Source organism: Dermacoccus nishinomiyaensis (assembly GCF_900447535.1).
Lineage (GTDB): Bacteria > Actinomycetota > Actinomycetes > Actinomycetales > Dermatophilaceae > Dermacoccus > Dermacoccus nishinomiyaensis.
Window position 1 is genome coordinate 474,394 of record NZ_UFXX01000002.1, and the last position, 23,024, is coordinate 497,417.

A 23,024-nucleotide genomic window follows, 5' to 3' on the forward strand; every position below is an offset into this window, starting at 1 on the left:
ATGACGAAGGGCCGCGACCATCCGAAGAGGATGATCGCGGCCCTTCGCCGTCAGGACGCGTCAGACCAGCGTCCGTCAGACCAACCGTGCGTCAGCGAGCGCCGACGGTGGCGACCTTCTGCAGGCTCGAGCGCAGGTCGGCCTGCATGCCCTCACGCTGCTGGACGTGGTGGTGCTTCTTCTTCGTGCTGGACGCGCTGTCCGTCACCTCGTTGGCGGGGCCGGGCTCCGGCTGGGGCACGGGGTCGCACTCGACGTCGGCGTGGCCCGGTCCACCCGTCCGCGCGGGCATCGCGCCGGTGAGGAGGTAGGCGGAGATCTTGTCGTCCGTGCAGGCGATGCCATTGAGCGAACCGGAGTGCGTCGTTCCACCGACGCCCTCGATGAGAGCGCTCTTCGGGAAGCGCTTGCGCACCTCGAGCGCGCCCGGGAACGGCGTCGCACCGTCGTGGGTCTCGGCGATGAGGAGCACCGGCCCGACCTTCGAACCGTCGATCTTCATGGCCTGCGCGTTCGTCGCCGTGACCGGCCAGCTCGTGCACGGGAGGTTGAACATGGCGTTCGCCCACGTCTCGAAGGGCGCCTTCTTGTCGACCTTCGAGTTGTCCGAGAGCCACTTGCTCCACACGTTCGACCACTTGACGTCGGTGCACTGCGTGCCGAGGTAGACCGCGTAGCTGTTGTCCGAGCCCGGCCCGGAGCCGTTGGCGTCGTCGTACAGCGCGGTCGTCGGGCCGAAGTCACCCTTCTGCAGCGCAGCGGCCAGGGCGGCGCCGTCGTCCTCCCAGCCGAAGACGTAGTAACCGGCGTTGAGGTAGGCGTCGGTCCACTCGTCAGGTCCGATCTTGCCGTTTGCGGGCTTCTTCGCGAGCTTGTCGCGCATCGAATACCACTGCTTCTTGATGGCCTTGCCGCTCGTGCCGAGGTGGTACGTCGCGTCGTTGCCCGCGACCCAGTCGAAGAAGACGTCCATGTTCTTGTCGAACGCGATGTCCTGGTTGAGGTTCGCGTCGTACCAGACGTCGCGCGGGTCGACGACACCGTCCATGACCATGCGACGCGTCTGCTTCGGGAACATCGTGGCGTAGACCTGGCCGAGGTACGTGCCGTAGCTGAAGCCGTAGAAGTTGATCTGCTTCTCACCGAGCGCCTTGCGGATCGAGTCCATGTCGCGCACGTTGTCGATCGTCTTCATGTGCGGCATGAGCTTCGCACCGGCAGCCTTGGAGCACGACGCGGAGTAGGCGGCCGACCTCTTCAGCCAGGCCTGCGACGTGCCGGCCTTCGTCACCCGGTAGTCAGGGCGGTTGTAGCCGAAGTAGTTGCCGTCGCAGGCCAGGGTCGGGACGCTGGAGCCCACGCCGCGCGGGTCGAAGCCGATCCAGTCGTACGGGTCGCCGCCCTTGTTGGGCACGGCGCCGCCGAGGCGCGACAGCGTCAGACCAGAGCCGCCCGGGCCACCTGGGTTGACGAGCATGATGCCCTGCTTCTTGGCGTCGCTCGTCTTGTGCTTGATGCGGGAGACGGCGATCTTGATCTTCTCGCCCTTGGGCTTGGCGTAGTCGAGGGGCACCTGGACGAATCCGCACTGGGCGCCGGCCTTGCTCAGGCGCGCGTTCGCGCAGGTACCCCAGGTGACCGGCGGCGGGGTGTAGGACGAGGAGGCGTCCGCAGTGGGCGTCGCGCCCTGAGCGGGAACGGAACTCGCCGCCGTGACGGGGGCCGACAGCCCGACGCCCAGCAGGCTGAACGCAGCGCCCACGGCGCCGATGGTCTTCTTCATGCGTACTCCCTGGATGGCCTGGTGAACCGCGCGTCCACGAGCGTGTGGCGCCGTGTTCGATCATGCCCCTTGGAATGCGCTGTGTGTCTCCCCTGTGTAACCTTTGTGTAAAGTTCGTCACACTAGGCATGTCGCTCGACAAGGGTGATCAACCCTGAGGGCGCACGAACGGAAACGCGAGCGTCGCACGGATCGGCGCACCGAGCATCATCATGATGGAGCGGTCGACGCCGATGCCGAGCCCACCCGTCGGCGGCATCGCGTACTCGAGAGCGCTGAGGAACGCCTCGTCGAGCGACATCGCCTCGACGTCACCGGCCGCGGCCTTGAGGGACTGCTCCGTCAGGCGCTTTCGCTGTTCGATCGGGTCGACGAGCTCCGAGTAGGCGGTGCCGATCTCGGCGCCGAACGCGACGAGGTCCCAGCGCTCCGACAGCCTGGGGTCGCCGCGATGCGCGCGGGTGAGCGGTGACGTCTCGACGGGAAAGTCGATGTAGAACGTCGGGAACATGGTCTGGCCCTCGACGAGTTCGTCGTACAGCTCGACGACGAGTTCACCCGCACTCTTCTCGCGCGGCGCGTCGACGCCGTGCGCCGCGCAGACCGCAGCCACCTCGTCCCGCGACGACGCCGACGTCAGCAACACCCCGCAGGCCCTGGAGACGGCTTCGTGCACGGGGATCGTCGGCCACTGCCCCGACAGGTCGACACGCTCGATGGTGCCGTCGGGGCGGAGGCGTTCGGCGAACTCCCCACCGTTGACGGCCCGCGCGACGGCGAGGAGCACCTCGCGCGTCAGGTCGCGCATCGTCAGGTAATCGCCGTAGGCGTCGTAGGCCTCGAGCGAGGTGAACTCGGGGTTGTGGGTCGCGTCTGCGCCCTCGTTGCGGAAGTTGCGGTTCAGCTCGAACACCTTCTGCATCCCGCCGACGGCGAGCCGCTTCAGGTACAGCTCGGGAGCGATGCGCATGAACAGATCCATGCCGTAAGCATTGATGTGAGTCTTGAACGGGCGCGCGGACGCCCCACCGTGCACCGCCTGCAGCATCGGCGTCTCCACCTCGGTGTACCCGAGTGCGTCGAACGCGTCACGGAACGCCCGCACACCGCGTGATCGGCGCAGCAGCATGTCCATCGAATCACGGTTGACGATGAGGTCGAGCGAGCGGTTGCGGACGCGCACGTCGGGGTCGCGGAACGGTGAGTGCAGGTCGGGGATCGGGCTCAGGCACTTCGCCGCCATCTGCCAGTCGCTGACGTGCACGGACAGCTCTGCGTGCTTCGACGTGACGATCTCGCCCGTCACCGAGACGATGTCCCCGAGGTCGATCCAGTGTCGCCAGTGATCGTACTTCTCGGCCGGGGTGACGTCGCGCGTCGCCATCGCCTGGAGGCGGGCGCCGTCCTCGTCGAGCACGACGAAGCTGACGCCACCGAAGTCGCGCAGGGCCCGCACCCGCCCCGTGACGGAGACGCGCTCGCCCGTGCGGTGATCGGCGGGAAGCCGGCCGTGCGCCGTGACGACGTCCTCGATGCGCGCGGTGCGCGGCACTGCGACGGGGTAGCCTTCGACGCCGCCGGCCTCCATGTGGGCGAGCTTCTCGCGGCGCACGCGCTGCTGTTCGCTGCGGCGCGGCTCGGGCATCCGGGGGGTGAGTGCGTCCGCCTCGAGGGCCTGGACTCGCTCGACGAAGACGGCTTCGGGGCGCGGCGGCTGATGGTCGGCCGGCTTGGGCCCGACGAGCAACCGCGGCCCGATGAGGGGGACGAAACCCTCGGCCACACCCATCGCGAAACCGGCACGCGGGACGGTGAGCTCGGCGTCGTAGCAGAGGAAGCGCGGCACCCATTCGGGGTGGTACTTGTCGTTCGAGCGGTAGAGCGTCTCCAGTTGCCAGAACTTCGACGCGATCGAGAGCGCCTTGTCCGTGACGCGGGTGATGGGGCCAGCGCCTACCTCGTCCGCATCGGCGAAGACGTTGCGGAAGACTGCGAAGTTCAACGAGATGCGCCGGATGCCCAGGGCGGGTGCCGCTTCGGCGAGGTGCGCAACCATGAACTCGTTGAGGCCGTTCTCGGCCTGACGGTCGCGGCGCATCAGGTCGAGCGACAGCCCGCGCGAGCCCCACGGGACGAAGGACAGGAACCCCCGCACGGCGCCGCGGGTGTCGTGGGCGGTGATGACGACGCAGCGCCCGTCCGCGCGGTCACCAAGCCTGTTGAGGGCCATCGAGAATCCGCGCTCGGTCTCGTTGCCGCGCCAGTCGTCGGCGAGCCGCGAGAGTTCGGCCAGTTCGTCGTCGCCCAGTTCGTCGTGGCGGCGTACCTGGGTCGTGTAGCCGCAGCGTTCGACGCGGGTGACGGCCTGGCGGACGGGGCGCATCGAGCGCCCGCGCAAGGAGAAGGTGTCGGTGTCGATGATGGCCTCGTCACCGAGCGACCACGCCTTGAGCCCCGCCTCGACGTAGGCGCGCGCTCCCCTCGTGCTGGCGGAGAGGACGGCGGGGTACAGCCCATGCTCGCGGCACTGGCCGAGCCACACGGCGATGGCGTCGTCCCAAGACTCAGCTCGCCCGATGGGGTCGGCGGACGCGACGCTGACGCTCCCCTCGTTGCGGAACGTGACGGCGGCGCGGCCGTCGGGGGCGAAGACGACGGCCTTGTCCCGACGCGTGGCGAAATACCCCAGGGAGTCGTCCTCGCCGTGCTCGAGCAGGAGACGGCGGATGCGCAGTTCCTCGTCGGCGTCGATGAGCCCGGAGCCGCGGCCCGAACGCCAGAGGACGAGCAGCGAGAAGATGAGGACGAGGGTCGACACCGTGCTCGCGACGACGAAGGTCCATTCGTACCCGTGGTGCCCTCCGAAACCCGGGCTGGCCGGCGGTGTCCTGACGCCGAACGTGCTGCGGACCGACCAGACGAACTTCTGCCCGAGGGTGTCGAGATCACGCGGGAACGACAGGGTGAGCAAGAACGCGACGACGAACGACAGGAACAAACCTCCGATGAGGCTGATGAGTGCCGCCGCCTTCGAGCCGGAACTGAACCGCGCTCGGAACGCGGGGCGCGCGAGGAGCACGACGACGAACGACGTGACACTCAGAGCCAGGATGGCTGCGGACACACCCGGCGACGTCTGGAACTGCGCCCAGTCGCGATAGACGCCACGCACGTGGAGACGGTTGATCATCTGGGTGACCTGGTGCGCGAACACGAGACGGGCGAGCGAGTCCAGCACCGAAAGCCCCATGACGACGGCGAGGACGGTGTGCGCCGGACGGAAACGACGGCGGATACCGCCTGCGAGGACGAGAGCCATGCAGGCGGCGAACAGGGACGGCTCACTCGGGATGTTGACCCAGCCAAGGACGTCCATGACGACGCGCAGGATCACGCTGCGGTGGAAGAACACTCCGGCGAGAGAGACGAACGCCGCCAGCACGAGCAGCCGGCCGGCCCAGATCGCGACCTTGTCCCGCCACCCATGATCCCGCCAACGATTGCACGCCTCGACCGACGACGTGAGGCGCTCGTTCTTGTTCCCCGTCTCCACCACGGCACGACACTAGCCCCGGGACGTGAGGAAACACTGGAGATCCCCCGATGTTCCAATGAATCCCTGATGTGGCCGTGGAGTGCGCCCGGGCGACGATTCACGGTGGACGCCATGGTTTGTAGCCACGGCTTTGTGGTGGACGTAGAAATGCGTGATGGTCTTGAACTACTCAACCCCAGTCTTTCGGGGGAGCTGTTCAAGACCATCACGTCTTAGAAGAAGTCCGGCGGTGTCCTACTCTCCCACACCCTACCGAGTGCAGTACCATCGGCGCTGAAGGGCTTAGCTTCCGGGTTCGGAATGTGACCGGGCGTTTCCCACTTCGCTATAACCACCGTAACACTATGAAACATAGCAACCCATCATGGCGAGTGTATTGTTTCAGAATTACACAGGGACGCGAGCACTAGCACAACAATACTGAGTGTGATAATAAGTTATCGGTTCATTAGTACCGGTCAGCTACAACCATTACTGGTCTTCCACATCCGGCCTATCAACCCCATCGTCTCTAGGGAACCTCTCACACACAAGGTGTATGGAAACCTCATCTCGAAGCGTGCTTCCCGCTTAGATGCTTTCAGCGGTTATCACTTCCGAACGTAGCCAATCAGCGGTGCTCCTGGCGGAACAACTGACACACCAGAGGTTCGTCCATCCCGGTCCTCTCGTACTAGGGACAGGTCTTCTCAAGTTTCCTACGCGCACAGCGGATAGGGACCGAACTGTCTCACGACGTTCTAAACCCAGCTCGCGTACCGCTTTAATGGGCGAACAGCCCAACCCTTGGGACCTACTCCAGCCCCAGGATGCGACGAGCCGACATCGAGGTGCCAAACCATGCCGTCGATATGAGCTCTTGGGCAAGATCAGCCTGTTATCCCCGGGGTACCTTTTATCCGTTGAGCGACGGCGCTTCCACAAGCCACCGTCGGGTCACTAGTCCCCACTTTCGTGCCTGCTCGACATGTCTGTCTCACAGTCAAGCTCCCTTGTGCACTTACACTCAAAACCTGATTGCCAACCAGGCTGAGGGAACCTTTGGGCGCCTCCGTTACCCTTTAGGAGGCAACCGCCCCAGTTAAACTACCCATCAGGCACTGTCCCTGATCCGGATCACGGACCGAAGTTAGGAGCCCAATACGACCAGAGTGGTATTTCAACAATGACTCCACACACACTGGCGTGCATGCTTCACAGTCTCCCACCTATCCTACACAAGCCGTACCGAACACCAATACCAAACTGTAGTAAAGGTCCCGGGGTCTTTCCGTCCTGCTGCGCGTAACGAGCATCTTTACTCGTACTGCAATTTCGCCGAGTTCGTGGTTGAGACAGTGGAGAAGTCGTTACGCCATTCGTGCAGGTCGGAACTTACCCGACAAGGAATTTCGCTACCTTAGGATGGTTATAGTTACCACCGCCGTTTACTGGGGCTTAAATTCTCAGCTTCACCACCGAAGTGATTAACCAGTCCTCTTAACCTTCCAGCACCGGGCAGGCGTCAGTCCGTATACATCGAATTACTTCTTCGCACGGACCTGTGTTTTTAGTAAACAGTCGCTTCTCCCTGGTCTCTGCGACCCTCACCCCTAGCCCGTACGGGCTTCAAGGCTTGGGCCCCCCTTCTCCCGAAGTTACGGGGGCATTTTGCCGAATTCCTTAACCACGATTCACTCGATCGCCTTAGTATTCTCTACCTAACCACCTGAGTCGGTTTGGGGTACGGGCGGCTCGAACCTCGCTAGAAGTTTTTCTCGACAGCATAGGATCACCCTGCTTCCCACATACGTGGTCACCATCACATCTCAGCCACATCACTGACGGATTTACCTACCAGTGGGCCTACATGCTTGGACGGGGACTACCATCGCCCCGCGGAGGCTACCTTCCTGCGTCACTCCATCGCTTACCTACTACACGATCGGGTCACACGCTCCCCACACCAGATGATCCCGAAGGACCGGTTGGCATGGTTCGGGTGTTTAGCATCCCATGGTTCAGTATGGGCGGTTCTTCGCCGGTTCCGGAATATCAACCGGATGTCCATCGACTACGCCTGTCGGCCTCGCCTTAGGTCCCGACTTACCCAGGGCAGATTAGCTTGACCCTGGAACCCTTGGTTATTCGGCGGACGGGTTTCTCACCCGTCATTCGCTACTCATGCCTGCATTCTCACTCGTGTAGCATCCACGACTCGATCACTCGGCCGCTTCACTCGCCACACGACGCTCCCCTACCCAACAACACCCCCGTTAAGGGTCAGTGTGTCATTGCCACAGCTTCGGTGATGTGCTTGAGCCCCGCTACATTGTCGGCGCGGAATCACTTGACCAGTGAGCTATTACGCACTCTTTAAAGGGTGGCTGCTTCTAAGCCAACCTCCTGGTTGTCACAGCAACTCCACATCCTTTCCCACTTAGCACACGCTTAGGGACCTTAGCTGATGATCTGGGCTGTTTCCCTCTCGACTACGAAGCTTATCCCCCGCAGTCTCACTGCCACGCTCTCACTTACCGGCATTCGGAGTTTGGTTGACGTCAGTAACCCGGTGGGGCCCATCAGCCATCCAGTAGCTCTACCTCCGGCAAGAAACACGCGACGCTGCACCTAAATGCATTTCGGGGAGAACCAGCTATCACGGAGTTTGATTGGCCTTTCACCCCTACCCACAGCTCATCCCCTCAGTTTTCAACCTAAGTGGGTTCGGTCCTCCACGCCGTCTTACCGGCGCTTCAACCTGGCCATGGGTAGATCACTCCGCTTCGGGTCTAGACCCAGCGACTCAAACGCCCTATTCGGACTCGCTTTCGCTACGGCTACCCCACACGGGTTAACCTCGCCACTGAGCACTAACTCGCAGGCTCATTCTTCAAAAGGCACGCCGTCACCCCACACAGAGGCTCCGACGGATTGTAAGCACACGGTTTCAGGATCTATTTCACTCCCCTCCCGGGGTTCTTTTCACCTTTCCCTCACGGTACTAGTCCGCTATCGGTCACCAGGGAATATTTAGGCTTAGCAGGTGGTCCTGCCAGATTCACACGAGATTTCACGGGCCCCGTGCTACTTGGGAAACAGCACAACACAGCCACACACGTTTCGTCTACGGGAGTCGCACCCTCTACGCTCAACCATTCAAGATTGTTCAACTACGCACATGGTTTCTTACTGCGCACCCTCATGTCAGTGAGGATCAGCACTGTCCCACAACCCCACAACCGCAACCCCTGACAGGTCTCACACGATCATGGTTTAGCCTCATCCGCTTTCGCTCGCCACTACTCACGGAATCACTCTTGTTTTCTCTTCCTGTGGGTACTGAGATGTTTCACTTCCCCACGTTCCCTCCCAACACCCTATGTGTTCAGGTGCAGGTGCCATGACATGATTCATGGCGGGTTTCCCCATTCGGAAATCCCCGGATCACAGCCTGTTTATCGACTCCCCGAGGCATATCGCAGATTACAACGTCCTTCATCGGTTCCTGGTGCCAAGGCATCCACCGTGTGCCCTTAAAAACTTAAGATCACAGATACTAGATGCTCGCGTCCACTGTGTAATTCTCAAACAACACGCCACACACAACCCCACACACCCAAACCCCATCCAACAAGATGAAGAGCCTTCACTTGGTGTGTGATCTTGTGTTGACCACAACCCCAGAACACGATCCGTGTCCTGAGAACCCAACAACGCGCCGAACACAACCCCAACACACTCACCACCACCACGCTTTCCCCAACCAGCCCCACATCCTCACCCCATCAAGGGATCAAGACGCGTATGACTGGTTCGTACTCGCTGATGCCGGCAACCATGCAGGCTGCACCATGATCATCGTTCCACCCATGAGCACCCCCCACACACGAACGGTGTGGCAAGGGCTTGATGCTCCTTAGAAAGGAGGTGATCCAGCCGCACCTTCCGGTACGGCTACCTTGTTACGACTTAGTCCCAATCGCCAGTCCCACCTTCGACGGCTCCCCCCACAAGGGTTAGGCCACCGGCTTCGGGTGTTACCGACTTTCGTGACTTGACGGGCGGTGTGTACAAGGCCCGGGAACGTATTCACCGCAGCGTTGCTGATCTGCGATTACTAGCGACTCCGACTTCATGGGGTCGAGTTGCAGACCCCAATCCGAACTGAGACCGGTTTTTTGGGATTAGCTCCACCTCACGGTTTCGCAACCCTCTGTACCGGCCATTGTAGCATGCGTGAAGCCCAAGACATAAGGGGCATGATGATTTGACGTCATCCCCACCTTCCTCCGAGTTGACCCCGGCAGTCTCCCATGAGTCCCCACCCGAAGTGCTGGCAACATGGAACGAGGGTTGCGCTCGTTGCGGGACTTAACCCAACATCTCACGACACGAGCTGACGACAACCATGCACCACCTGTACACCAGTCCGAAGACGCACACATCTCTGCATGATTCCGGTGTATGTCAAGCCTTGGTAAGGTTCTTCGCGTTGCATCGAATTAATCCGCATGCTCCGCCGCTTGTGCGGGCCCCCGTCAATTCCTTTGAGTTTTAGCCTTGCGGCCGTACTCCCCAGGCGGGGCGCTTAATGCGTTAGCTGCGGCACGGAACTCGTGGAATGAGTCCCACACCTAGCGCCCAACGTTTACGGCATGGACTACCAGGGTATCTAATCCTGTTCGCTCCCCATGCTTTCGCTTCTCAGCGTCAGTAATGGCCCAGAGACCTGCCTTCGCCATCGGTGTTCCTCCTGATATCTGCGCATTTCACCGCTACACCAGGAATTCCAGTCTCCCCTACCACACTCTAGTCTGCCCGTACCCACTGCAGAACCGGAGTTAAGCCCCGGTCTTTCACAGCAGACGCGACAAACCGCCTACAAGCTCTTTACGCCCAATAATTCCGGACAACGCTCGCACCCTACGTATTACCGCGGCTGCTGGCACGTAGTTAGCCGGTGCTTCTTCTCCAGGTACCGTCACGTTAGCTTCGTCCCTGGTGAAAGAGGTTTACAACCCGAAGGCCGTCATCCCTCACGCGGCGTCGCTGCATCAGGCTTTCGCCCATTGTGCAATATTCCCCACTGCTGCCTCCCGTAGGAGTCTGGGCCGTGTCTCAGTCCCAGTGTGGCCGGTCGCCCTCTCAGGCCGGCTACCCGTCGTCGCCTTGGTAGGCCATTACCCCACCAACAAGCTGATAGGCCGCGAGTCCATCCCCCACCACAAAAACTTTCCACCAACACTCCATGCGGAGATCGGTCGTATCCAGTATTAGACCCAGTTTCCCAGGCTTATCCCAGAGTGAGGGGCAGGTTACTCACGTGTTACTCACCCGTTCGCCACTAATCCACACCAGCAAGCTGGTGCTTCATCGTTCGACTTGCATGTGTTAAGCACGCCGCCAGCGTTCGTCCTGAGCCAGGATCAAACTCTCCGTAGAAAAAATTTGTTACCCTGACCGAGAAAAAAACGGTGACAAACAACAACCCCAAAAGGGTCATCGTCGTTCTGTACAATCATTAATCACTCAGCCAAAACACGCGACACTCCATAAGTGCCACTAAAATGTTTGGCGATGATCACATCGGCACGCTGTTGAGTTCTCAAAACACCATCGCACACCACACGAAGCGGCGAACTTTCGCTCGCCACCCGCTCGGGGCAACTTCTTAACCGTAATCCATCCGGCTCTTGGGCGTCAATTCCGGCTCTCGCCGTCATCTCGCGCACTTGGCTCCAGATGAAGCATCAGCCGGGCCGCACCGTCGTGTACCTGCCGGACCTTCGATCATGGATCGAAGCGGGGTTTTCGCTTCCGGTGCCCGCCCTGTCGGGCTGACTTCGTAAACATTAGCCCAGGTTCTTCGGAGCGTGCAAATCGGGCCGGCCGAGCCGCTTGGGCCGTTCCCCTCCGCGGCGGGGGCGTGGCACCTAGACTCGCATCGGAAACCGTGGGCGACCGCGCCCAAAGCCGGAAGGAACACTCCATGCCTGAAGCCGTCATCGTCTCCGCAGCACGCACGCCCATCGGGCGCGCGTTCAAGGGTTCACTCAAGGATGTCCGACCCGACGACCTCGCCGCCCAGGTCGTCGAGGCCGCCCTCGCCAAGGTGCCCGACCTCGACCGCTCGCTCGTCGAGGATCTGTACCTGGGGTGCGCCGAGCCCTCCGGGCGCCACGGCAACAACATGGCTCGCGTCGTCTCGGTCCTGCTCGGGATGGACACCGTGCCGGGCGCCACCGTCAACCGCTTCTGCGCCAGCTCCGTGCAGACGACGCGCATGGCCGCTCACGCCATCAAGGCCGGCGAGGGCGACATCTTCATCTCCGCCGGCGTCGAGTGCGTCTCCCAATACACGAACTTTGCCGGTGCGGGTGCTTCGGACGACGCTGACCTCAACCCCCGCTTCGCCGACGCCATGGCCCGAACCCTCGAGACGGCCAAGACGAACGCACGCTGGAGCGACCCCCGTGAGTCGGGCGAGCTTCCCGACGTCTACATCGCGATGGGCCAGACCGCCGAGAACGTCGCCACCTACCGCGGCGTCTCCCGTCAGGAGCAGGACGAGTGGGCCGTCCGCTCGCAGAACTTCGCGGAGAAGGCCATCGCCGACGGGTTCTTCGCCCGCGAGATCGCCCCCGTCACGCTCGCGGACGGCACTGTCGTCTCCACCGATGACGGCCCCCGCGCCGGCGTCACGTACGACTCGGTCGCCGGACTCAAGCCCGTCTTCCGCGAGGAGGGCACCGTCACCGCCGGTAACTGCTGCCCGCTCAACGACGGCGCCGCGGCGCTCGTCGTCATGAGCGACGTCAAGGCCCAGCAGCTCGGCCTCAAGCCGCTCGCCCGCGTCGTCTCCACCGGCGTCAGCGGCCTCTCCCCCGAGATCATGGGCATGGGCCCCGTCGAGGCCAGCAAGCAGGCCCTCGCTCGCGCCGGAATGAGCATCGACGACATCGACCTGTACGAGATCAACGAGGCCTTCGCCGCGCAGGTGCTGCCGAGCGCCCACGACCTCGGCATGGACCTCGACAAGCTGAACGTTCACGGCGGCGCCATCGCTCTCGGCCACCCCTTCGGCTCGACCGGCGCGCGCATCACGACGACGCTGCTCAACGGACTCCAGTCCACCGACGGCCAGTTCGGCCTCGAGACGATGTGCGTCGGCGGCGGCCAGGGCATGGCCATCATCTACGAACGCCTCAACTGATCGACCCCGCTGCTCGGCGCGGCCGAGCGGCGCTGGCGATCAAGACACCGCATGACACGAACGGCGGGCCCTTTGGGGCCCGCCGTTCGTGTCATGCCGTGGCACTCGTCCCGTGGTGACGCTCGGCCGAGGCATCGCATGCGGGTGGTCGTCATGCGCACGTTCCCATGGGATGCGCGTGTGCAGGCTGTACCGCGGGGTGGATGAACGCCGCGATTGATCTCGTAGGGTGTGCCGGCCATGCCCAGCCCGGGTTCAGGCCTGCGCACGGTCCTGCGACGTCGCGACGTTGACCATCCAGTTCGCGCCGAAGCTGTCGGTCAGCATTCCGAACTCGTCCCCCCACATCTGGACGGCGAGCGACAGCGTCACGTCGGCGCCTTCAGAGAGCGCCGCGAACCATCCGCGCAGGTCGTCGGCGTCGTCGCCGGAGAGCGAGATCGTGATGCTGCCACCTGGCGTGTGCTCCATCTGCTCCGGCGTGTCCGAGGCCATGAGCGTGAAACCGGACGGCGTCTTCAGCATGCCGTGCAAGACCTTGTCCGCCCCGGCGCCCTCGACTCCCATGTCACCGAACGTCGAGATCGTCAGTTCGCGCCGAAGACCCGGGCGTAGAACTCGAGTGCGTCCTTCGCGGTGTCGCGGAACTGGATGTAGGGGTTCATGCGCGAGGTCATACGGAGCTCCTGAGATCAACGCGGCGGGGCGCCACGCCCGTGCGACGGCCCCCGGGGCAGCACCCACGGCCGTCGAGTTCGCGTCTCAGCCGACGGAGCTCATCTGCCAGTGCCAGGCGCTGCCCGTCGGATGCGCCGGACGAGCCGTCAGCCATTGTCGCGGGGTTCACCACGTCGTGGACGAGCGTCGCGATGACCGCGGCAGCCCACGCGCCGTCGAACTGCGCCGTGCGCGCCGCCAGCCGTTCCGACTCCTCGTCCTCCCCCGCAACCATGCGGACGAACCGTGCGAGCGCGCAGGCTGCATGGTCGGCCGGCGCGCCCGGAGGCAGCGCCCGCAACGTGCGGACGACCCGCCCGAGTTCATCCCCGAGCGGGTCGCCGGCGCCAGGAAGAATCGCCGTCATCGTCAGTCTCGGAGGCGGGCGATGAGACGCAGCATCTCGACGTAGAGCCACACCACGCTCAGCATCAGGCCGTACGCCATGAGCCACGACGTCTGGCGCGGAACGCCTGCGTTGACGCCCTGCTGGATCGAGTCGAAGTCAATCGCGAGCGAGTACGAGGCGAGTGCCACCGCGAACAGCGAGATGCCGATGCCGAGGGCGCCACTGCCGCCGATGCCGAAGCCGCTCTGCAGCCCCGTCAGGACGAGAACGAAATTGACGAGCGCGAACAGCAGGTACCCGATGAGCATGCCCGCGAAGATGCGACGGGAGCGCGCCGTCACGCGGATGACGCCGGTCTTGTACCCCAGCAACATCCCGCCGAAGACACACAGCGTCGCGAGGATCGCCTGCCCGACCACCCCGGGGTAGGCCGAGTTGAAGAACGCGCTGGCGGCGCCGAGGAACAACCCCTCGAACACCGTGTAGGCGAGGATCAGCGGAACCGAGATCGTCTTGCGGAACGCGATGACGAGCGACAGCACGAAAGCGACGATGCCACCGCCGGCCCACAGGCCGAGGGCCGTCGAACTCGTCTGCGAGTCGATCGCCCGATCTGCGAAGACGAACGTGCCCGCCGCCACGACGAGCAGCAGCCCGAAGAGGTTGAGTGACTTCGTGACGACGTCATCGAGCGTCATCCGCTCCGGCTGCACCTGTGGCGCACCGAACGTCGGGTTGTACATGGGCCCGGACGCCGGCTGTTGTGGGAAGCCGTACCCCTGCTGCTGCCCACCCGCCTGAAAGCCTGCGGCCTGACCTGAACGCATGTCACGCTCGAACTTGCTGAACACCGGATTACCGGCCATGGGGCCCCTCCTCAAGGACGTGACGTGGTGCCCTCGACGGGATTCGAACCCGCACTGAAGCGATTTTAAGTCGCCTGCCTCTGCCGTTGGGCTACGAGGGCACCTCATCCTAACGACAGGGTCATGACGCCCTTGCGGACGACATGACCTCGTTCACCATGACAACGCCCCGGCAGAACGCGGTGTTCCCCGGGGCGCCTTCGTGCCATGCGCTCTGCCTCAAAGCATGCTCATCGCGATGCCGTCGAGAATGTCCGACTCGCTCGTCACGCACGTGGTGACGCCCGCGCGCTCGCGCATGCGTCCGACGATCGTGCGCCAGATCAGCGCGCCCGCGCCGATGACGTCGACACGACCCGGATGCATGAAGCCCATCGCGCCGCGCTCGGCGCACGTCGCACCCAGGACGGCGTCGCACGAGCCGATCACCTGCTCGCTCGTGAGGCACGCACCGTGGATGCGCGACGAGTCGTACGCAGACAGCCCCAGCGCGTGCGCCGTCACCGTCGTGATCGAACCGGCGAGGCCGACGAGCGTCGCGACCTGTGACAGGTCGACGGCGGCCTCCGCCTCGTCGAGGGCGGCATCGATATCGACGAGGGCAGCGTCGATCTCGGCCTGCGTCGGCGGATCGCTGCGCAGGTGACGCTCACTCAGGCGCACGGAGCCGATGTCGAGGGAGATCGACTGCTCGACATCCTGCGAGCCGCGCACCAGCTCCGTCGACCCGCCGCCGAGATCGACGACGAGATACGGCGCGCGCGCCTCGGCACCGAGGCCTGCCGTCGCGCCGGCGAAACTGAGCGCCGCCTCCTCCAGCCCGGAAACGACCTCGGGGACGACGTCGTCCCCGAACGCGGCGAACGCGCGTCGCACGCCGTCGGTGAATTCATCCGCGTTGGCGGCGTCGCGGGAGGCCGACGTCGCGACGAAGCGGACGGTGTCGACGTCGTACTCCCGACACAGCTGGGCGTACTCGCGCGTGACGAGCAGGGTGCGCTGCATCGCGGCGTCGGCGATGCGGCCCGAGACGTCGATGCCCTGGCCGAGGCGCACGATCTCGCTGCGCCGCGCCAGGTAGGTGAGCCCCGACCCGCCGTCGGCCGCCACGAGCAACCTGATCGAGTTGGTCCCGCAGTCGATCGCCGCGACCCGACGCTCACTCATGGTCATCGTCTCCTTGGTCTCCCGCACCGCAACAGCCGTTCTTCCACCACGCATCGCCGAGCAACGCCAGCGCTTCGTCACCGAGCGGGTTGATGCCGGGGCCCACCGACAGCGAGTGCGCGACCAGCACGTGCAGGCACTTGACGCGCGTCGGCATGCCGCCGGCGGAGATGCCGTCGATCTCCGGCACGTCGCCGAGCTCGCCGCGGCGCCTCAGATAATCCTCGTGGGCGGCGCGGTAGGCGGCCGCAAGGTCGGCGTCGGCTTCGAGACGCTCGCTCATCTCCTTCATGACACCCTGCGACTCGAGCGTCGAGATGGCACCCGTCAGGCGGGGGCACGTCGCGTAGAACGACGTCGGGAACGGAGTGCCGTCCGGCAGGCGCGGCAGCGTGCGCACCACCGTCGGACACCCGCACGCACAACGCGCCGACACCTCGACCGCACCGCGCGGCACCCGTCCGAGCTGCTTCTCGATCGCCGCAACATCCTGCGGGCTGACGCCCGAGTGTTCGTTCATGTCCATCGTGCTCACTTCTCGCCCTCCGCCGGGGTCGAGATCGAACCCCAGATCTGCCCGTACCACGGGTGCGATGACAGACCCGTGGCATCTGCCACGCCGTTGCGCGGCGTCGTCGCGTGCGTCGTGCCGGCATCGTCCACGTACACCGTGATCGACTTGCCCGGCATCGCGTACCCGAGCCGCTCCTGCGCCTGCTGCTTCACGTACGCCGGGTCGTCCCAGCGTTTGCGCTCGGCGGTCAGCGCGTCGACGCGCTGCTGACCGGCGACCTTCTCCCGCTTCAATTCCGCGATCTCGCTGCGCTGCTGCAGATAGCTGCGCAGCGTGGGCGTGAGGACGACGAGCATGACGGCGAGCAGAGCGCTCATCGTGATGAAACGGCGAACCGTGCCCGGGTCGGCTCGACGACGCGCCACCGGCGCCTCGTCGAGCTGCTGACGCAGTGTCGGACGTGTCGAGCCACGCGGACTCGAGCCGCGTGGGCGGGAACGATCGCGGCCGGCGGGACGCGAGCCGGTGCGGGCGCGCGAACCTCCCGCCCCGGTGTCATCACCGGAGCGGGAGGTGCGGAAACTGCGATTCGCCAAGACGCCGCTCAGTTGTTCGAGAAGCGCGGGAAGGCCTTGCGACCGGCGTAGACCGCCGCGTCGTCGAGGTCCTCCTCGATGCGCAGCAGCTGGTTGTACTTCGCCACGCGCTCCGAGCGCGCCGGGGCACCCGTCTTGATCTGGCCGCAGTTCGTCGCCACGGCGAGGTCGGCGATCGTCGTGTCCTCCGTCTCACCGGAACGGTGCGACATCATGCAGCGGTAACCGTTCGTCTGGGCGAGGGTGACGGCGTCGAGCGTCTCCGTCAGCGAACCGATCTGGTTGACCTTGACGAGCAGCGCGTTGCCGGCCGCGTTGTCGATGCCCTTCTGCAGACGCTCGGGGTTGGTGACGAACAGGTCGTCACCGACGAGCTGCACGGCGTCACCGAGCTTGTCGGTGATGTGCGCCCAGCCGTCCCAGTCGTCCTCGTTGAGCGGGTCCTCGATGGAGACGAGCGGGTACGCCTCGACGAGTTCGGCGTAGTAGTTCGTCATCCACTCCGCGTCGCGCTTCTGCCCCTCGAACGTGTACGTGCCGCCGTCGTAGAACTCGGACGCCGCGACGTCGAGCGCCAGCGCGATCTGCTCGCCCGGCTTGTACCCGGCCTTCTCGACGGCTTCGAGGATGAGGTCGAGCGCCGCACGGTTCGACTCGAGGTTCGGGGCGAAGCCACCCTCGTCGCCGAGGCCCGTCGCGAGACCCTTGTCCTTGAGGACGGCCTTGAGCGCGTGGTAAACCTCCGTGCCCATGCGCAGGGCCTCCTTGAAGCTCTCCGCACCGATCGGCGCGATCATGAACTCCTGGATGTCGACGTTCGTGTCCGCGTGCGAACCACCGTTGAGGATGTTCATCATCGGCACCGGCAGCACGTGCGCGTTGGGGCCACCAACGTAGCGGTACAACGGCAGACCCGCAGACTTCGCGGCCGCCTTGGCCACGGCCAGCGAGACGCCGAGGATGGCGTTCGCGCCGAGCTTGCCCTTGTTGTCCGTGCCGTCGAGCTCGATCATCTCGGCGTCGATGAGGCGCTGCTCATCCGCGTCGAAACCGACGAGGTGCGGCGCGATCTGCTCGATGACGGCGTCGACGGCGTCCTCGACACCCTTGCCGCCGTAGCGCTTCTTGTCGCCGTCACGACGCTCGACCGCCTCGAAGGCGCCCGTCGAGGCACCCGACGGGACAGCCGCGCTCTCGTTGGTGCCGTCGTCGAGGAGCACGACGGCCTCGACCGTGGGGTTGCCGCGCGAGTCAAGGATCTCGCGAGCGCCGATGCCTTCAATGGTTGCCACAGAACTCTCCGATACACGTGGTTGATTCGGGCAGCGGGTCTGATCACCCGCGTCAGTGTCGAGCCTAACGAACCGCTGGGGTACTGCCGGGTAGGAACGTGGGGTCTGTCGAGAACGGGACGCGCGTCACCCGCCGCCTCGCGGCAGGTCGGCGTCCGGCGGGGCGGGGTGGGGCTCGGCGTGCTCAGCGTGGTCGATGCCCCCGAGGTGATCACCGAGGGGCGCGGCGTGCAGGCGCGACAGCGTGGCGGAGAGCGCGACGCTCGGGTCGACTCCGAGGCCACGGGCCTGCACGACGAGGTCGAGCAGCGCCGCCCCGATGGAATCCTCGGCGGCGAGGGCCTCGACGCGTTCGGCCTGCCCCGCCTTCGTCAACCGCCCGACGACCTTGACGGCCCGCTCGAGCGGCGGCAGCCCGGCCGGGATGCCTGCCAGCGGATCGTTCGCGTCACGCTCCGGTTTCTCGGCCGCCTTGATCCTCGCCCATTCGGCCTCGACCTCCTCGGGGTTCGAGGCGGCACCGTCGGCGAAGACGTGCGGGTGACGCCTGACCAGCTTCTCGACGAGCGTCGCCGCGACGTCGTCGACGTCGAAGCCGTCCTCCTCGCGCTCCGCGGCCACGCGGGCGTGGAAGAGCACCTGGAGCAGCACGTCGCCGAGCTCCTCCCGCAGGTGCTCGCCGCTCGCCTCGGCGATGGCCTCGGTGACCTCGAACGCCTCCTCGACGAGGTACGGAGCGAGGCTCGCGTGCGTCTGCTGGGCATCCCACGGGCAGCCGCCGGGCGAGCGCAACGTGTCCATGACGGCGACGGCGTCGAGCAGGCGCGAACCGGGGGCGTCCCACGACCCGACGACGACCTCGACGGGCGGCGGGTCGTCGAGACGCGTCAGCTCGCCGGCGAGCGCGTCGGTGAGACCGGGATCGGCGTCCGCCGAACCTAGCCAGACGACGTGACGCCCGGCGACCCCCGCCGCGACGAGGGCATGTGCCGTGGCGGCCGGGGGCTCGTCACGGATCTCGACGTCGAAGCCCTCGTCGCGCGTGACCTCGACGAGCGGTTCGTCACCCGCGCGGCCCAGGACGGCGTCAGCGCTTTCGAGCCGCCGCCAGGCGTCGCGCGTCATCAGCCCGGCGGGCACCCGCGGGCTGACGACGAGCAGGGCGATGCTGCCGCTCATCGTCGCGCTCCGCCCGCGCGCGCCATCTCCTGCGCCGCCGCGGCGGCGGCGATGTCGTCGAGCAGCACGGCCTGGACGAGCTGCGCCGCCCACTGCAGGATCGCCTGGTCGCGAAGCGGCTTGCCGGCGACGGGCTTCGTCATCGGCATGGGCACCAGCAACCGCTCCTGGTTGGTCTTGACGAGCGTGCCCGGGAAGAGGCGCTCGAGGCGCATCTGCTGCGACTCGCGCAACTCGGTGACCGGGCCGAAACGGACGTACTTGCCCTGCACCCCGATGTCGCTGATGCCCGCTTGCCGCGCGATGGTACGCAGCCGGGCCACGTCGAACAGGTTGAGCACAGGTGCGGGCGGCTCGCCGTAGCGGTCCTTCAGCTCGGCGATGATCTCGTCGAGGGCCGCCTCGTTCTCCACGCTCGCGAGCTTCTTGTACGCCTCGAGGCGCAGCCGCTCCCCCGGCACGTACTCGTGCGGCAGGTGGGCGTCGACGGGCAGTTCGATCTTGATCTCGACCGGCATCGACGAGGTGTCGTCGCCGCGGTAGTCGGCGACGGCCTCACCGACCATGCGGACGTACAGGTCGAACCCAACCCCCGCGATGTGGCCGGACTGCTCGCCGCCGAGCAGGTTGCCGGCACCGCGGATCTCCAGATCCTTCATCGCGATCTGCATGCCCGCGCCGAGGTCGGTGTTGCTCGCGATCGTCTGCAACCGGTCGTGCGCCGTCTCGGTCAGCGGCTTCTCGGCCGGGAACATGAAGTAGGCGTACGCGCGCTCGCGACCGCGCCCCACGCGACCGCGCAGCTGGTGCAGCTGGCTGAGGCCGAGCTGGTCGGCGCGCTCGACGATGAGGGTGTTGGCGTTGGCGATGTCGAGACCCGTCTCGACGATCGTCGTCGAGACGAGCACGTCGAACTTGCGCTCCCAGAAGTCGACGACGACCTCCTCCAGGCGTGCCTCCCCCATCTTGCCGTGCGCCGTCGCGACCCGCGCCTCGGGCACGAGTTCGCGGATTCGCGCAGCCTGCTTCTCGATGCTGCCGACCTTGTTGTGGACGTAGAACACCTGACCTTCGCGCATCAGCTCGCGTCGGATGGCCGCCGTCAGCTGCTTCTCGTCGTACGCCCCGACGAACGTCAGGACGGGGTGACGCTCCTCCGGCGGCGTCGCGAGCGTCGACATCTCGCGGATACCGGTGACAGCCATCTCGAGCGTGCGCGGGATCGGCGTCGCCGACATCGCAAGCACGTCGACGGCCGTGCGCATCTGCTTGAGCTGCTCCTTGTGCTCGACGCCGAAGCGCTGCTCCTCGTCGACGATGACGAGCCCGAGATCCTTGAACTCGATCTCCTTGCTCAGCAACCGGTGCGTTCCGATGACGAGGTCGATCGAGCCGTCCTTGAGCCCCGCGAGGACCTCGCGCGCCTCCTTGTCGCTCTGAAAACGCGACAGCGACGCGAGCTTGACGGGGAAGCCCGCGTAACGCTCCGCGAACGTCTGATAGTGCTGCTTGACGAGCAGCGTCGTCGGCACGAGGACCGCGACCTGCTTGGAATCCTGCACCGCCTTGAACGCCGCGCGCACCGCGATCTCGGTCTTGCCGTAGCCCACGTCACCGCAGACGAGACGGTCCATGGGCACCGTCTTCTCCATGTCGGCCTTGACCTCTTCGATGCTCGAGAGCTGATCGGGCGTCTCGACGTACGCGAAGGCGTCCTCCAGCTCGCGCTGCCACGGCGTGTCGGGCGCGAACGCGTGACCCGGCGTCGCCTGTCGAGCCGAGTACAGGCGGATGAGCTCGCCGGCGATCTGCTTGACGTGACGGCGGGCTTTCGACTTGGTCGCCGCCCAGTCCGAGCCGCCCATCTTCGACAGCGTCGGCATCTCGCCGCCGACGTAGCGCGTCACCTGGTCGAGCTGGTCGGTGGGCACGAACAGCCGGTCGCCGGGCTGACCTCGCTTGCTCGCCGCGTACTCGAGGACGAGATATTCGCGCGTCGCGCCGCCGACGGTACGCTGCATCATCTCGACGAACCGGCCGACACCGTGCTGTTCGTGGACGACGTGATCGCCCGGCTTGAGCTGCAGCGGGTCGACGACGTTGCGGCGGCGCGACGGCATGCGTCGCATGTCCTTCGTGCTCGCCGTTCCCGCCGAGCCGGTGAGGTCGGCCTCGGTGAGGACGACGAGCCCCGCAGCGGGCATCTCGAAGCCGCGGCCGAGCGAACCCGTCGCGACCTCGACACCGGGGGCGACCTGCGTCATCGGGCGCGCGGCGAGGTCGTGCTCGGCGAACACCTGGGTGACGCGCTTGGCGAAGCCCGGGCCGTCCGTCACGACGGCGACGCTGCGCCCGGCCGCGACGTGAGCCGCGACCTCGGCGGACGCGCGCTCGGTGTCGCCGCGGTAGTTCGGCACGTCCTGCGAGTCGATCGTGACGCGGGTACCCGGCAGGTCGTCCTCGAGGAACTCGTGCAACTCGTCGTCGGCCGCGAACGAGCTGAACGACCACCAGGGGTGAGCGGTCGCGAGCGCATGCTCACGCAGTTCGAGAAGGCTGCGGTACGACGCGCCGTCGAGCACGCCTCGTAGGTCAACGGGGACGGCGTTGCCGGCGGCCGCATTGGTCCAGCTCGCCTCGAGGAACTCCTGCGACGTCGAGACGAGGTCGTGCGCGCGGGTGCGGACGCGCTCGGGGTCGACGAGAACGACGCGCGCAGCATCCGGCAGCACGTCGATGAGCGTCTCCATGCCGGCCGGCAGCAGCGCCGGCATGAGCGACTCCATGCCCTCGACGGCGATGCCCTCGCTGACCTTCGTCAACATGTCGGCGACGCCCAGCAGGCTCGGCGCGAGCTCAGCCGCGCGCTCACGGACCTCGGGGGTGAGCAGCAGTTCGCGGCACGGCGGGGCCCACAGCCCGTGCGGGTTGACCTCGAGCGAACGCTGGTCGGCCACCTTGAACCAGCGGATCTCCTCGACGGTGTCGCCCCAGAACTCCAGGCGCACCGGGTGATCCTCGGTGGGCGGGAACACGTCGAGGATGCCACCGCGCACGGCGAACTCGCCGCGGCGCTCGACCATGTCGACGCGCGTGTAGGCCGCGGCGACGAGGGCTTCCACGATGTCCTCGAGCGGGCGCTCGTCACCTGCGGCGAGGCTCACGGGTTCGAGGTCGCCGAGGCCCTTCGCCATGGGCTGCATGAGGGCGCGCACCGACGCGACGACGACGCGGACGGGCCCGTACGTCCCGCCCGCTTCCGGGTGCCTGAGGCGGCGCAGCACGGCGAGACGCCGCCCGACCGTGTCGGAACGCGGCGACATGCGCTCGTGCGGCAGCGTCTCCCACGACGGGAACTCGGCGACGTCGTCGTAGTCGACGAAGTTGCGCAGGGCCGTCGCCATGTCGTCGGCCTCGCGCCCCGTCGCGGTGACGACGAGCATCGGCCCCGCCGCGTCGCCGCCAGTCTGCAGCAGAGCCGCCACGAGAGGAGCGCGCAGACCGGCCGCGGCCGCGATGTCGACGAGCGACTCGTCCGCGGCCAGCGCGAGCAGCCGCTTGACGGACTCGTCGGCGCACACGCGCGTCAGCAGGGGCGCGAGCGGCAGGTGTGCGGCCTCGGGCATGCGGGCTCCTTCGTCGAATCGGTGACGACGCACGCAGGCGCCGCGCGCGCCCGGAAGGGGCGACGGCTTCGCCGGCGGGCGACGCGTGAAGTCTAGAACGGGGCGGCGACAACCCCGGAATTCCAGGCATTCACCCCCTCATCACCCTGCGGGGCACGAACGATGGAGGGATACGCCGGGGGCA

General features: G+C 65.6%; 11 protein-coding genes, 1 tRNA gene and 3 rRNA genes. 1 reads left to right on the plus strand and 14 read right to left on the minus strand.

What is annotated here, in order from left to right:
- Window positions 1-91: 91 nt before the first annotated feature.
- The 5 genes from DYE07_RS13985 to DYE07_RS14005 form a co-directional block, all read right to left on the minus strand.
- Entirely contained in the window at window positions 92-1,783 is a 1,692-nt protein-coding gene (locus tag DYE07_RS13985; RefSeq protein ID WP_115297334.1) for an alpha/beta fold hydrolase, read from the minus strand.
- A 148-nt stretch (window positions 1,784-1,931) separates the two neighbouring features.
- On the minus strand, window positions 1,932-5,339 hold the full coding sequence (gene lysX, locus DYE07_RS13990) for a bifunctional lysylphosphatidylglycerol synthetase/lysine--tRNA ligase LysX (protein WP_237723761.1): 3,408 nt from the start codon (window positions 5,337-5,339) through the stop codon (window positions 1,932-1,934).
- A gap of 221 nt (window positions 5,340-5,560) precedes the next feature.
- Window positions 5,561-5,678: ribosomal RNA gene (gene rrf / locus DYE07_RS13995) — 5S ribosomal RNA — on the minus strand.
- 89 nt (window positions 5,679-5,767) lie between these two features.
- Window positions 5,768-8,868 (minus strand): 23S ribosomal RNA (locus DYE07_RS14000).
- A 373-nt stretch (window positions 8,869-9,241) separates the two neighbouring features.
- Window positions 9,242-10,763: ribosomal RNA gene (locus DYE07_RS14005) — 16S ribosomal RNA — on the minus strand.
- The 16S, 23S and 5S rRNA genes sit together here, the layout of an rRNA operon.
- 547 nt (window positions 10,764-11,310) lie before the next feature.
- On the opposite strand from DYE07_RS14005, the gene DYE07_RS14010 reads away from it, so the two are divergent.
- Complete coding sequence (locus DYE07_RS14010; protein ID WP_062255783.1) at window positions 11,311-12,534, plus strand: acetyl-CoA C-acetyltransferase; 1,224 nt, start codon at window positions 11,311-11,313, stop codon at window positions 12,532-12,534.
- 255 nt (window positions 12,535-12,789) lie between these two features.
- Here the strand turns inward: DYE07_RS14010 and DYE07_RS14015 are convergent, their stop codons facing one another.
- The 9 genes from DYE07_RS14015 to mfd all read right to left on the minus strand — a co-directional run bounded on the left by DYE07_RS14015 (window position 12,790) and on the right by mfd (window position 22,840).
- Window positions 12,790-13,101: a VOC family protein gene (locus DYE07_RS14015; RefSeq protein WP_337905401.1), complete on the minus strand. Its 312-nt coding sequence runs from the start codon at window positions 13,099-13,101 to the stop codon at window positions 12,790-12,792.
- Between the two features lie 519 nt (window positions 13,102-13,620).
- Window positions 13,621-14,466: a Bax inhibitor-1/YccA family protein gene (locus DYE07_RS14025; RefSeq protein ID WP_115297337.1), complete on the minus strand. Its 846-nt coding sequence runs from the start codon at window positions 14,464-14,466 to the stop codon at window positions 13,621-13,623.
- Between the two features lie 25 nt (window positions 14,467-14,491).
- Window positions 14,492-14,567 (minus strand) — tRNA-Leu (locus DYE07_RS14030).
- A gap of 118 nt (window positions 14,568-14,685) precedes the next feature.
- The gene (locus tag DYE07_RS14035) at window positions 14,686-15,633 is read right to left on the minus strand and encodes a Ppx/GppA phosphatase family protein (RefSeq protein WP_115297338.1); all 948 of its coding nucleotides are present in this window, start codon (window positions 15,631-15,633) and stop codon (window positions 14,686-14,688) included.
- Window positions 15,626-16,159, minus strand: coding sequence for a DUF501 domain-containing protein (locus tag DYE07_RS14040; protein WP_051806453.1), 534 nt, complete (start codon window positions 16,157-16,159; stop codon window positions 15,626-15,628). Before DYE07_RS14040 ends, DYE07_RS14035 begins: the two co-directional genes overlap by 8 nt.
- Window positions 16,160-16,164: 5 nt before the next feature.
- On the minus strand, window positions 16,165-16,743 hold the full coding sequence (locus DYE07_RS14045) for an FtsB family cell division protein (RefSeq protein WP_147286952.1): 579 nt from the start codon (window positions 16,741-16,743) through the stop codon (window positions 16,165-16,167).
- 8 nt (window positions 16,744-16,751) lie between these two features.
- A complete protein-coding gene (eno, locus tag DYE07_RS14050; protein WP_006946760.1) occupies window positions 16,752-18,035 on the minus strand; it encodes a phosphopyruvate hydratase in 1,284 nt (427 codons plus the stop codon).
- A 126-nt stretch (window positions 18,036-18,161) separates the two neighbouring features.
- Window positions 18,162-19,214 (minus strand): nucleoside triphosphate pyrophosphohydrolase, encoded by a 1,053-nt coding sequence (locus DYE07_RS14055; protein WP_062258408.1) that lies wholly within the window; start codon window positions 19,212-19,214, stop codon window positions 18,162-18,164.
- Window positions 19,211-22,840, minus strand: a complete 3,630-nt coding sequence (gene mfd / locus DYE07_RS14060; RefSeq protein WP_115297340.1) for a transcription-repair coupling factor — start codon at window positions 22,838-22,840, stop codon at window positions 19,211-19,213. Before mfd ends, DYE07_RS14055 begins: the two co-directional genes overlap by 4 nt.
- Window positions 22,841-23,024: the final 184 nt, after the last annotated feature.

Coding starts and splice junctions, on each gene's coding strand:
- DYE07_RS14010 (WP_062255783.1), top strand. CDS start 11,311: ATGCCTGAAGCCGTCATCGTCTCCGCAGCACGCACGCCCATCGGGCGC.
- DYE07_RS14015 (WP_337905401.1), bottom strand. CDS start 13,101: ATGGGAGTCGAGGGCGCCGGGGCGGACAAGGTCTTGCACGGCATGCTG.
- DYE07_RS13985 (WP_115297334.1), bottom strand. CDS start 1,783: ATGAAGAAGACCATCGGCGCCGTGGGCGCTGCGTTCAGCCTGCTGGGC.
- DYE07_RS14055 (WP_062258408.1), bottom strand. CDS start 19,214: ATGAGCGGCAGCATCGCCCTGCTCGTCGTCAGCCCGCGGGTGCCCGCC.
- DYE07_RS14040 (WP_051806453.1), bottom strand. CDS start 16,159: ATGGACATGAACGAACACTCGGGCGTCAGCCCGCAGGATGTTGCGGCG.
- DYE07_RS14025 (WP_115297337.1), bottom strand. CDS start 14,466: ATGGCCGGTAATCCGGTGTTCAGCAAGTTCGAGCGTGACATGCGTTCA.
- DYE07_RS14035 (WP_115297338.1), bottom strand. CDS start 15,633: ATGAGTGAGCGTCGGGTCGCGGCGATCGACTGCGGGACCAACTCGATC.
- mfd (WP_115297340.1), bottom strand. CDS start 22,840: ATGCCCGAGGCCGCACACCTGCCGCTCGCGCCCCTGCTGACGCGCGTG.